This window comes from Yersinia antarctica (assembly GCF_056636475.1).
This window is the reverse complement of record NZ_JBSJQF010000001.1, coordinates 4,099,323-4,111,909: the sequence shown is the minus strand read 5'-3', so window position 1 is coordinate 4,111,909 and position 12,587 is coordinate 4,099,323. Positions and strand designations below refer to the sequence as shown.

The window sequence follows — 12,587 nt, the reverse complement described above, 5'->3', positions numbered from 1 at the left end:
TTCAATTGAGAATCATTCTTATATCAATAATATTTATCATTATCAATTAACTTATGATACAGTTTTTCTATTAAATATGCATAAATCCCCTATGTTATTAACGGTTAATTCACTTTTAATGCAAATTTCATCACAGTCTGAAACACGTTCAAGCGGGCATATACCTTCTTCTAATTGGCCGTTAGCCTTTTGTGCCGGCTTGCTGGGGATTGGGCAGAACGGTTTATTGGTCATGTTACCGGTATTGGTTAGCAGAACACATCTGTCACTGTCGGTGTGGGCCGGTTTACTTACCCTCGGATCCATGCTGTTTTTGATCGGATCACCGTGGTGGGGACGGCAATCGGAGGTTCGTGGGTGTAAATTTGTGGTCATCATGGCGCTGGCTGGCTACTTGCTAAGTTTTGTGTTGTTGACGCTGGCGGTATGGGGCTTAGCAGCGGGATGGTTACCGGAGATGGTCGGGCTGGGTGGGCTGATTGTGGCACGTATTATCTATGGCCTGACAGTCTCAGGCATGGTGCCCGCCTGCCAGACCTGGGCCTTGCAGCGCGCAGTGTATGAGCAGCGCATGGCTGCATTAGCTACCATCAGTTCAGGCTTGAGTTGTGGTCGTCTTCTTGGCCCACTTTGTGCCGCTCTTGCCCTCTCAATACACCCAATGGCACCGCTGTGGTTGATGGCAATAGCACCATTGATCGCACTGTTGGTGGTCTGTTGCCAATACAATGATCCGCCATTGCCGCCGGCTGCACATCAACAAAATCATTTACGTTTCAGCATGCTACCCTATTTACTCTGTGCACTGCTGCTGGCGGCAGTTGTCAGCCTGATGCAGCTTGGTCTGGCACCGCATTTAAACCAATTATTCAGGCATTCAGCCACCATGGTGAGCCACCATGTGGCAATTTTGCTTAGCGTGGCCGCAGGTTGTACCTTGTTGGCTCAGTTTTTGGTGGTACGCCCCCAACGTTTCAGCCCCTCTCAGCTTCTGTTGGTGGCAGCGTTATTCATGGTAGGTGGTTTAGGATTGATGTGTACCCAGCCATTGGTATTATTCTATGCGGGGTGTGCGCTAGCTTCTTTCGGTGCGGCGATGGCAACGCCGGGTTACCAATTGATGCTGAACGATAAATTATCCACGGGCAAAGGTTCCGGGGTGATAGCGACCAGCCATACATTGGGTTATGGCATGAGTGCGTTGATGGTGCCGTTAGTAGCAAAATTTTACGGTGAGTCGCAGTTGATTGCTGCGGCTCTGATGATGGCCGTTCTGTTGGGCGGCATAAGTGGCTGGCTGTGGTGCCAGCATCGGGTCACAGCACATTCTGCGGGAGAGTAACTGTCATGTCCGGCGCATCAAGCTACCGAGTTTTCGATATCAAATTGAAAGTAAAAGAAAATATCTCACCGTCACTGTTACGTTGCGTATTTGAAGGGCCAGAAGTCAATCGTATGAAACTTGAAGCGCCAGATCAGCGTATTAAGCTGCTATTGCCCGCAGACAACGGTCTGATTACTCAGGTATCAAAAGGCGACGATTGGTATCGTAATTACCTGGCTATCCCGAAAGAGCAGCGACCGATAATGCGCACTTATACACTGCGTGCATTGCGTGCTGAGCAGAACGAGATGGACGTGGAATTTGTTTTGCACGGCGTGACCGGCCCAGCATCGGCTTGGGCAACACATGCCAAACCAGGCGATGCCATTCAGGTTGTTGCGCCGAATGCCGAGTATCAATCTGACAGTGGCGGTTATGAGTGGATCCCGCCAGCGCAGATGATGCAGGCGTTACTGATTGCCGACGAAACAGCATTACCGGCGGCGGTGGCTATTTTGGAACAGCTGGCATTACAAGCTAACCCTCCACATGTTCAAGCTTTTTTTGAGGTACCGCTGGTGGGTGATTGCATCAATCTTGAGCGATTTCCGTTTGCGCAGGTTTACTGGTTGCCACGTGATAAGTCGCATCACCCCGCCCATGGCAGCTTGTTAGTTGACGCGGTACGTCAATGGGTACAAATTCCGGCTGCGGCGCAAGTCGCGGCACAATCATTAGCAGAGAATAGTCTGGGTGGTGATGTGTTATGGGAGCGAGCCGAAGGTGCCAGTAGTTTCTATGCCTGGGTGGCGGCTGAATCCTCAACAGTGAAAGCTTTGCGCCGCTATCTGATTGGTGAACGCTGTCTGGACCGTACTTGCGTAAACTTTATGGCGTACTGGTGTTAATCAATTTGCTATATCAAATGCCCCTGCAAAATTAGCCCCTCTGGGCCAGTTATTCAATCCCCGTCATAAAAATGGCGGGGCAGTGACAATTTCAAATATCTTTCCCTCTCCCCCTCGCAAACACCGATGTTACGAACTGCGTAATGTATTAATAACCTATATAAATACTGACATTATGCTAATGTCAGTATTAAACCGATACCAATCATCAGTTCCAGAGTCAACAAGATTATTCAGGGGAGTTTTTTAGTGGGCGACCCTTAAAAAATAAACCCATGATGCAAATTTATTTGCAGAGCTTTGTATCAAAATAGGTGTGTTATTTATGAATAAATATGATGATATTAAGCAGTTCAAAGATAAAATAGACATGCACGATATTGATTATAAAGAAATTTCTGAAAAAGAAGTTCAAGCGGATGCTTTTTCATGGCCGCTTATTAAACAGTTGGCTTCACAAGACAATGATTCATTTTTAGAAAATGGTCGAACTATACAGCCGACACCTCAGCTTGTTTCAGCCACTGAGTTCGCCGAGCCTGATGTGTTAAACGTGATGAGTGAACCTCACGCTATAAATAGTGATCCTCTGCTAAATACCGAGGTAACAAACCGGCCAGCCGCAATGCGATCACTGTTTCCTGCGCCACCGGTTGCCCATACTCTAGCTCCGCAGCCAGTCAATTTAAACGAACCTGCTATACCGCAAGCGGTTTCTAAACCTATACTTACGACACAATTTTCATCCTCACCAACTGGCCCGTTGGAATCAGGTAAAAAAACTGAATTTAAAAACATTTTTTCACAAAAAGAACCACCAAAAGAGCAGGTTGTTTTTGCCGAGTCATCGCGGGATATTCCTTTACAAACGTTGTTAGAGAGCATCGCCTTATGCCGTTAGTTTGTGTATGTTCACCGAAAGGTGGTGTCGGTAAAACTACTTTTGCAGCCAATTTGGCGCACTCACTGGCACGTAGTGGTAGCAAGGTTCTACTTATTGATTTCGATGTACAAAATGCTCTGCGCTTGCACTTTGGTGTCCCTTTGTCGGATGAACGTGGTTATGTTTCTGAGTCAGGTAATGCATCTGACTGGAGCCAATTTATCCTTAAAGCGGGAACGAATACCTTTGTCTTGCCTTATGGCGAGGTGGATGAAGCGAAACGTCTGGCTTTCGAGCATGAATTAACGGCTGATCCACATTTTTTACAACGGGGGCTACATTCAGTCCTCAATTATCCTGGATTAGTGGTTATCGCTGATTTTCCTCCGGGACCAAGCCCGGCGTTAAAAGCGATGCAAGGGATTGCGGATATGCATTTGGTGGTGATGTTGGCAGACACTGCATCTTTATCTTTATTACCTCAAATAGAGAAAGGCAAACTTATCGGCGCCCCTTTAGATAACAAAATGGGAACCTATTTTGTTGTTAATCAAAGTGATAATCGTCGTCAACTCAGCCATGATGTCTCACAATTCTTTGATCAACGTCTGGGCGATAAATTGTTAGGAATGATTCATCGGGATGAATGTGTGCCAGAAGCGAATGCTTCTCAACGTTCAATTATTGATTTCAGCCCCGTGTCAGCTGCCGCATTTGATATTGAGCTTATTAGTAAAAAAGTTGCAGCTATTTTGGGAATAAAGATCGGCGGGGGGGAGGTTTACTCTACGCCTAAACATGACTTCTATTAAATACTGGCTGAATTCAAGATGAAGAAAATTCAATTTTATCTTCTGTTGTTACTGTTATTTCCAATCGCTATCTTGGTTGTTGTTACACCAATGGACAGTGAGAAGCAGTACATTTTTGCATTATTCAGCATTGCTGCGTTCTTTTTACTTGGCATAAGTAAAAGCAGAAAAGTAACAATAGTAATGACAGTATTGTCATTTTTGATGTCATCCCGATATATTTATTGGCGCACGACTGAAACGCTTCATTTTGGTTCTGTAACCGAGACAATATTAGGCATACTTCTTTATAGTGCAGAACTTTACATCTGGATTATTCTAAGTCTTAGTTATTTACAGACTATTTGGCCATTAAAACGAACGATTGAACCGCTGCCTGAGAATACCGATTTATGGCCAACGGTTGATGTTTACATTCCTACCTATAATGAAAGTCTGGATGTGGTTAGAGATACGATTCTGGCAGCCCAATGTATTGATTACCCAAAAGAAAAAATAAAAATATATGTATTGGATGACGGAAAACGAACTGAGTTCGCTGTATTTGCTGCGGATGTAGGGGTTGGTTATATCACTCGAAATGATAACCGTCATGCTAAAGCCGGTAACCTTAACCATGCGATGAAGATTACGCAGGGGGAGTTAATCTGCGTTTTTGATTGTGACCACGTAGCTACCCGCGGTTTTTTACAGGCCACGGTGGGTGGGTTCCTGGTTGATAAGCGGTTGGCGTTGCTCCAGACGCCACACTACTTTTACTCCCCCGATCCGTTTGAGCGCAATCTATCAACAGGCCGTTCTGTTCCTAATGAAGGGGCCCTTTTTTATGGCCCTATTCAGCAAGGGAACGATAACTGGAATGCGGCATTTTTCTGCGGTTCTTGTGCTGTTATTCGCCGTAAGGCATTAGATGAAATTGGTGGTTTTGCGGTAGAAACAGTCACCGAAGACTCCCATACTGCGCTGAAATTACAGCGTTTAGGTTGGAACTCAGCCTTTATTTCCATCCCACTCGCCGCGGGGCTGGCGACTGAACGTTTGGCGTTACATGTGATCCAACGGACCCGTTGGGCGCGGGGGATGACACAAATTTTCCGTGTGGATAATCCCTTGTTAGGGCGTGGGTTGAGCCTTCCTCAGCGTTTGTGTTATCTCAACGCCATGATTTATTACCAATTTGGTTTGCCACGCGTGGTCTTTTTACTCGCGCCACTGGGCTATCTTCTCTTTAACCAGAGTATTATTGCCTCGTCAGCCGAATTGATTTTCGCCTATGTTTTGCCCCATTTAATTATGTCTATTGCCATCAACTCACGCAGTAATGGCCGCTTCCGCTACTCTTTCTGGGGTGAAGTTTATGAAACCGTAATGGCATTCCATTTGGTTATTCCAACCATCGTTACGATGATTTCACCAAAACGTGGCAAGTTTAACGTGACGGATAAAGGCGACCTACTGGATAAGAGTTATTTCGATTTCAATATTGTTCGACCGCATATTATTGCAGTTGTTCTGATGTTGCTCGGCATTATATGGGGATTAGTGCGCGTAGCATTGCCAGATTATTTTGGTGTTAATCCGAATGTAATTGCACTTAATATCGCCTGGGCTACTTTCAGTGTCATTCTATTATTTGCGGCTATTTCTGTTGCGCGCGAGACTCGTCAGACACGTAAAACGATCCGCATTGACGTCCAGTTACCGGCCATTATTCATTATAGTAATGGCATATCACTGCGTACTCACACCCTGGACTTGTCAATGGGCGGGGTTCGTCTGGCGATTAAAGACCAACATTTCCCAACTGAGGGTATTGAAGAGGTGGAGCTGATGTTACAACGCGGTGCTGTCAGTCTACCTGTCACGCTTATTGATGTTGAACTCGGTGCTGTGCGGTTGATGTTTGGTGATATTCCACTGGTTAAACGTCGGGAACTGGTTCGTATTGTGTTGGCCCGTGCAGATGCCTGGATTACCGAGCCTTATCCTCAGGATCGACCATTACATTCATTACTCAGCATTATTCGTTGTGCGTTTGAACTCTTTTATCTGCCGTGGAAGCAACGTCGGGCTAGAAAAAGAAAGCTGGCCCTCCAGAAAAAAGGAAATGCGGCATGAAAGGGATATTGAGCAAGATATTTCCGTCATTGTGGTTTACAGGTGTTGTGGCCGCGTGCTCTCTGGCATTTTTTCCCATCAATGGGTTTGCTGTAGACACTAATCGTATCGCGGGCCAGGAACAGCAAACTGAAGATGCAGCCACCGCGGGAGATTTCCCTTTATTACCTCGGCCGAACAGTGATGACTCAACCGCTGGGGCAGTGGCTCCTGCGGTTGATAATTACCCGCAAATCGCCAGCGCCCCTGAAAACCGCCCTTTGTATGATTCAACTCTACCGACACCCGTAGTTGATAACACGGTAGTGGTGACCCGCCCGGCCTCATACAACGCGATAGTGAATACCACGATTACCATTAAAGATATGGGGCAGCCCAATGGGTTGCTGTTAAGTGGCGGTCAATTGCAATCAGGCATTGTCTTCACGTTACCCAATGATTTGGTGATTACCAATGCAAAACTATCTCTGGCGCTAAAATTATCATCAGAGCTGGCTGGTAAGAATTACAGCTTACAGTTAATGCTGAACGGGCAGCCGTTAGGGACATTGCCACTAACGCCGTCAAGTGAAAACAGCGCGATATACCAAGTTGATGTCCCTGCGGCGATGGTGGTCGCGACCAATAATCTGAGTATGAGTATTACTGGTGACAACACGGTATTGCAGTGTGAAACAGATCAATTGAATAAATTTTGGGTCAGTATTTTACCGACCTCAAGTATTCAATTAGAAGGGCAACAACTGAATATTGGTAAGAATTTGGGACTATTCCCCCGGCCATTCTTTGATGCTATGCAGATGAAAGAGACCAAAGTGGTTATGGCATTCCCGGCTAATATTCGTGCTGATGTGATTGGTGCTGCCGCCGGTGTTGCTTCATGGTTTGGTTATCAGGCTAATTACCGTGATATTGATTTCCCGGTACAATTTGATTCACTACCCGAAGGTAATGGTATTTTATTTGGTAAGCCGGGTGAGCATATCGGTGATTTTGTGTTACCGCAAAGCACCGGCCCAAGTCTGCAATTGATTGATAACCCGCACAATCCGGTGGCTAAATTACTCTTGGTTATTGGCAATAATGAGGAGGAGTTGCGTCAGGCTGCATGGCGTTTAACTTCCGGGCCATTACCGCCAGAGGCGAATAGCCTAAGTGTTAAAGCGCAAGCTATCCCGCGTAGCATTCCCTATGACGCTCCACGCTGGATTAATACTGAACATCCCGTATTACTTAAATCTTTAGTGCCAAATCTCGATGCTTTGACTGCTAATGGTATTTATCATGACGGTATTCATGTTGATTTCCGGGCGGCACCCGATCTATTTATGTGGGATGGAGAAACTATACCCATCCATATCGGCTACCGTTTCCCGATTGAAGACTGGATTGATGAAAATAGCTCCCAACTTAACGTATCGATTAACAATATTTTCTTGTATAACCTGCCGGTAAATAAGAAGGGGTTGATTGAGTCCCTGTGGCGGGCGGTTGGTGGCGATACTCGTCAGGAGAGTTATACCCTGCGTTTGGCTCCTTATCTGATTTATGGTGATAACCAGTTAGAGTTCTATTTCGCGATTAATCCGAAAGCCGGAACCCCCTGTAATCTACTAAACAACAATAATATTAAGAGCCGTATCGAACCTGATTCTTATATTGACTTGAGTCACACCCATCACTTTACCCTGTTGCCTAATCTTTCGTATTTTGTCGGCGCATCCTTCCCTTTCACCCGCTTGGCTGATTTCTCACAAACCTTGGTATTATTGCCCGAAAAACCAAGCAAAACAGAAGTTCGTACATTACTTGGTCTTGCGGCTCGTGCCGGTAATTCAACCGGAAAGCCAGTTATCCACGTCAAGGTGAAGCTGGGCGTGTCCGCAAATGAAAAAGATATTTCACTGTTTGCTGATAACGATATTTTGGTGGTGTCGACATTAGACCATGCTGATTTCACCCAAACACTATTAACCGCGACATCATTTGGCCTGGAAAATGGTGTGCTATCAGTGAAAGAACCGTCGACGTTAGAAAAGTTGGCGGATTACCTCACTGGGGTTTGGTTCCGCCAGCAAGTTGAGGCCGATCGCTACCTTTCATCGACCGATAACTGGCGCGGCTTCCTGAGTTTCCGTTCTGGCTGGAATCCGCAGAAGGTCGTGGTGCTGGCAACCGCAACAGGTGATGATCAATTAGCGAGTATTCACGGCGATTTGAAGTTATCGACGGTTAATGCCGGCGTGCGTGGTGATCTGGCGATTATTACCAATGAAAATGGTGTGCGCAGTTTTAGTGTTGGGGAGCAATTCCCTCGTGGTGAGCTGCCTTGGTATCAAATGGTTATCTGGTATGCCAGTCAGCATATCGTGATTTTGGCGTTACTTGCTTTACTGATCTCAGTCATCATTGGTGTGAGCATGTTTGGGTTATTAAAACGCCGTGCAGCAATACGCTTAGGCAAAGATCCTGAAGAATGATAATAAAACTGTTGATGATGTGGGCCTATTGTATGGAGCGGGGTTGATATGAAATCAAGTCATGTAAAGTCACCATTGATTAATGCCCTGTTGCTTACTGGGATGGTCGGATTTGCTGCAATCCCTGTCTGGGGACAGGCGGCAGAGAATACGCCAGCGATAAAGGCATTGTTAGATCAGGCCACCTACTGGCATGAGAAAGCCCATAATGATCTGGCGACTAACGCGCTGCAAAAGATCCTGATGGTCGATCCTACCAACGTTGATGCTTTATATCTAATGTCCCTTTATGCCTCTGAAAAAGGGGATAAAGCCGAGTCGCTTGAATGGCGTAAAAAATTAAATGCGGCCTCCCCGGATGACCCACGTTTGCAGTCGTTAGATAATGCCAAAGTCATGCAGTCCATTTCGCCGAGCCAATTAGCGGCAGCGCGCCAGTTTGCCAGCCAGGGCAATATTCCCAAGGCGATTGAGAGTTATCAGAATTTATTTAACGGTAATAAACCGTTGGATAATTTAGCGGTAGAATATTATTTGACCATGGCGGGGGATGCGGCGACGTTACCAACAGCTATTGCCGAATTACAGCAACGTGTAGCACAGTCCCCAAATGATGTTGCTGCCCGCGTGGCGCTGGGTAAAGTGCTGACCTACCAACAGACAACCCGCCGTGATGGTATTGCCATGCTTAATAGTCTGGCGGCGACTAACCGCGAAGCTGATGCTGCTTTGCGCCAGGCACTGATGTGGATAACACCGCAACCGGCAGATGAAGGGCTTTATCAGGCCTATCAACAACGCCATCCCGATGATCAGGTTGTCGCCGATTACTATAAAAAGAATATCGGTGGAGCAGCAAAAGGCCAGGGTTACAGTGAACTTAATCGCGGTGATTTAACCAATGCGAAAAGCCAGTTTGAGTCAGTGCTGGCGATCAACCCTAACGATGGCGATGCATTAGCGGGTTTGGGATTTATCGCTTTGCGCAGTGGTGATTTCGCCAATGCAGAAAACTACCTGACTCAGGCGGCCAAACAAGGTGGGGCAAACAGCGCACAACTGGCGGCGCAAGCGCAAGATGCCCATTTCTACGGCGAGTTGGATAAAGCTAAAAAAGCCTTTGCCAGCGGGAATATTGACGGTGCGCTGGCATTGAGCGCCCCATTGGCACAGGCCACAGGGGACAAAGGCACTGCGGTGGCGCTGTTCCGGGCTGATTTGTTGCGGCGCAAAGGTGATTTGAGTGCTGCTGAACAGGCTTACCGCAATATCCTGGCGCAGCAACAGCAAAATAATGATGCGAAATTGGGGCTGTATTATGTATTGCGGCAGCAAAAGAATGATGCCGAGGCACAGCAAGTGCTACAAACCGTGCCAAACAATCTCAAACCCGCCGCCGCGCCCGCTGGGATCAATGTTGATCCGATTCGCCGTGAGGCTGCATTAGCGCTGCAACGTAATGATCCTACGGCGGCATTAAATCTGTTACAACAGGCGCTAACTAAGCAGCCATCGAATATCTGGGTTCGTCTGGATATGGCGAGAATACTGCAACAACAAGGAAATACAGCCCAGGCGCAAAGTCTGATGGCTGAAGCTTCGGCTCCCGGCGCACCGGCGGATAATCTATATGCTGCCGCTTTGTTTGCCGCTGAAAACAAAGATTGGGCAACCAGTAATGCTTTACTCAATCAGATCCCGCCAGCCCGCCAAACTAAAGAGGTCCGTGCGCTCGCTGACCGTGTGGAGTTCAATCAAAAAATAGCGACAGCAGAAACGGCTCTGGCAAAGGGTGATTCAGCCAGTGCTGCGGCAATATTGCGCGGACTGGCACAAAATCCGCCTACCGCCCCTGCCGATGTCGGTAATCTGGCTAAAGATTTGATGGCTGCCGGTGACAGCACCACGGCGGTTAGTTTAGTGCGTAAAAATATCAATAACGGCATTCATGGCAAGGCGGGCGATTATGCGGCACAAATCAGTGTCTTGACGCAATCTGGCCTGACGCAAGAAGCGGAAGCCTTATTGAGTAATCCCGCGATTCAAAGTGGCAGTTCGCCGATAGAGATCAGTCGATTACGACTAGGGACCACTATCAATCAGGCCGATGCATTGCGTGAGCAAGGCCAGTATGCTGCGGCGTATGACAAGTTGATTGTTGCGCTACAAAGTGATCCGCAAAATATTGACCTGATGCTGGCGATGGGGCGTCTTTACCAATCCGGTAAAATGAATGATGAAGCCGGTAAAGTTTATGCTTATTTATTAAAACGTGATCCTACTAATGAAGGGGCGCGGGTAGGGGCGGTAAACGTGGCACTGGCTAATGGTGATGTCCAGAGCGCCAGACAATTGATGTTGGGCATGCGCGGGCCAAGAACCCCTGAGCGCTTATTGCTTGCTGCCCGGGTCGCGGAAGCTGAAGGGGATCATGAGCAGGCTCTGGCTTTGTTACGTTCCGCCAAAGGTAAAATGATTGGGCTGGAAGGGGCAGACAGTGTTGGTGGCGCGAATATTGCTGGTTTACAACTTAGCGACAATCCGTTTATTAACCAGACCACCCGCACGCAGCCGCGGACCAATTCAAGCTATGGCGCGGTGTTGCCGTGGCAAAATGCGGGCACAGAAGGCGCTGCCATGGAGGGCGTCAATAATCTGGCACCTACCGCTAACGTTGCGCAAAACGGCACCCTGAAGCAAGTTGATCAGATGCTGGATACTTTACAGGATAAAACTGCCAGTTGGGCGCAGGCCAATATCAGTATTCGCAGTCGCGATGGTGAATCGGGCCTGAGTCAATTGACTGAAGCCAAAGCCCCGCTCACCTTTTCCGGTGTGCCTTTTGATACCTCCCGCCTGAGTTTTACCGTCACGCCGGTATCCCTCAATGCAGGTTCAACCTCAGGTACGGGCAGTAATCGTTTTGGTACCGGGGCATTGCAGCAGGGTTTGGAAGTTAAAAATGCGACAGAGACATCAGCACTTGCCGCAACTAACTCAGCGGCGGTATTAGCGGCGGCGACAACTGCTCAATTGCAGGCTCAGGCGGATAGAGAAAGTGCGTGTAATGGCGCAGGTGCTGGAACGCAAGGTTGTGTTGATGCCAGGGTAGTGGAAAATGATGCCAACAGTGCTAAACAACTGGCGGCTAATAATCTGGTCACAGCCCAAACCTTTAGTCCAAATGATTTCACCGCCGACTCCCCAGGCTCACAAAGTGAGTCAGGGGTAGAACTGGCCCTGGCCTTGGCGGGGGAAGATTATAAAGCCGACATTGGTACCACGCCGTTAGGGCAAGATATGAGTGCCCTTATTGGCGGCGTGCAATGGGCACCTAAGCTTGGCGAATTCGCTAAACTGGCGATGACAGTAGAACGTCGGCCAGTGACGGATAGCTTGCTTTCATACGTGGGTGCAACCGATAAGATCAGCGGATCGCGATGGGGGGCAGTCACTAAGAATGGGGGTGGCTTAAACCTGAGCTATGACGATGGCGATGCCGGCCTTTATGCAGGATTAAATTATTACAATTATATCGGTGATAATGTTCCGAGTAATGGTTCAATTAACTCTTCAGTCGGCGCGTATATTCGTCCTTACCGCTATGATGACCGTGAATTAAAAACGGGCATCAATATCAGTTATATGAATTTCTCTAAAAATCTCAGTTATTTCAGTTACGGTCAAGGGGGCTATTTCAGCCCGCAAGATTATGTCAGTGTCTCTTTCCCGGTTGAGTATAGCCAACGTTATGGTAACTGGAATTATAAATTGGGTGGGGCGGTAGGCTATCAATCCTATTCGCAGGATGAGAGTAAATATTTCCCGAATAATCCAGAGTTGCAGGCTCAACTGGAGCAATTGGTGCGCGATGGTTATAGCACTGAATCCCGTTATGCTGCGCAAAGTAAAAATGGCATCGGATATAACTTCAAGGCTGATGGCAGTTACAACTTACAGAAGAATATGCAGATCGGCGGACAGGTTGGCTATGATACTTTTGGCGACTACTCCGAAACTACCGCCTTGGTCTACTTCAGATATTTGTTGGATGGGAAATAA

Annotated in this window: 7 protein-coding genes; all 7 read left to right on the top strand. The window is 47.4% G+C overall.

Annotation, left to right across the window (positions count from 1 at the left end; all coding sequences use genetic code 11):
• Positions 1 to 118 precede the first annotated feature (118 nt).
• The 7 genes from ACWJJO_RS19080 (at position 119) to ACWJJO_RS19050 (ending at position 12,587) form a co-directional block, all read left to right on the top strand.
• Positions 119 to 1,342: an MFS transporter gene (locus ACWJJO_RS19080; RefSeq protein ID WP_481091408.1), complete on the top strand. Its 1,224-nt coding sequence runs from the start codon at positions 119 to 121 to the stop codon at positions 1,340 to 1,342.
• Positions 1,343 to 1,347: 5 nt separating this feature from the next.
• A complete protein-coding gene (locus ACWJJO_RS19075; protein WP_481091407.1) occupies positions 1,348 to 2,232 on the top strand; it encodes a siderophore-interacting protein in 885 nt (294 codons plus the stop codon).
• A 325-nt stretch (positions 2,233 to 2,557) separates the two neighbouring features.
• Complete coding sequence (bcsO, locus tag ACWJJO_RS19070; protein WP_083162543.1) at positions 2,558 to 3,133, top strand: cellulose biosynthesis protein BcsO; 576 nt, start codon at positions 2,558 to 2,560, stop codon at positions 3,131 to 3,133.
• On the top strand, positions 3,124 to 3,927 hold the full coding sequence (gene bcsQ, locus ACWJJO_RS19065; protein ID WP_481091406.1) for a cellulose biosynthesis protein BcsQ: 804 nt from the start codon (positions 3,124 to 3,126) through the stop codon (positions 3,925 to 3,927). The genes bcsO and bcsQ overlap by 10 nt, the downstream gene beginning before the upstream one ends.
• A gap of 18 nt (positions 3,928 to 3,945) precedes the next feature.
• Positions 3,946 to 6,045, top strand: coding sequence for a UDP-forming cellulose synthase catalytic subunit (gene bcsA / locus ACWJJO_RS19060; RefSeq protein ID WP_481091405.1), 2,100 nt, complete (start codon positions 3,946 to 3,948; stop codon positions 6,043 to 6,045).
• Positions 6,042 to 8,525: a cellulose biosynthesis cyclic di-GMP-binding regulatory protein BcsB gene (gene bcsB / locus ACWJJO_RS19055; protein WP_481091404.1), complete on the top strand. Its 2,484-nt coding sequence runs from the start codon at positions 6,042 to 6,044 to the stop codon at positions 8,523 to 8,525. The genes bcsA and bcsB overlap by 4 nt, the downstream gene beginning before the upstream one ends.
• A gap of 48 nt (positions 8,526 to 8,573) precedes the next feature.
• Complete coding sequence (locus tag ACWJJO_RS19050) at positions 8,574 to 12,587, top strand: cellulose biosynthesis protein BcsC (RefSeq protein WP_481091403.1); 4,014 nt, start codon at positions 8,574 to 8,576, stop codon at positions 12,585 to 12,587.

Bases quoted from the DNA above. Each gene is read 5' to 3' on its own strand.
- ACWJJO_RS19080 (WP_481091408.1), top strand. From the start codon at position 119: ATGCAAATTTCATCACAGTCTGAAACACGTTCAAGCGGGCATATACCT.
- ACWJJO_RS19075 (WP_481091407.1), top strand. From the start codon at position 1,348: ATGTCCGGCGCATCAAGCTACCGAGTTTTCGATATCAAATTGAAAGTA.
- bcsO (WP_083162543.1), top strand. From the start codon at position 2,558: ATGAATAAATATGATGATATTAAGCAGTTCAAAGATAAAATAGACATG.
- bcsQ (WP_481091406.1), top strand. From the start codon at position 3,124: ATGCCGTTAGTTTGTGTATGTTCACCGAAAGGTGGTGTCGGTAAAACT.
- bcsA (WP_481091405.1), top strand. From the start codon at position 3,946: ATGAAGAAAATTCAATTTTATCTTCTGTTGTTACTGTTATTTCCAATC.
- bcsB (WP_481091404.1), top strand. From the start codon at position 6,042: ATGAAAGGGATATTGAGCAAGATATTTCCGTCATTGTGGTTTACAGGT.
- ACWJJO_RS19050 (WP_481091403.1), top strand. From the start codon at position 8,574: ATGAAATCAAGTCATGTAAAGTCACCATTGATTAATGCCCTGTTGCTT.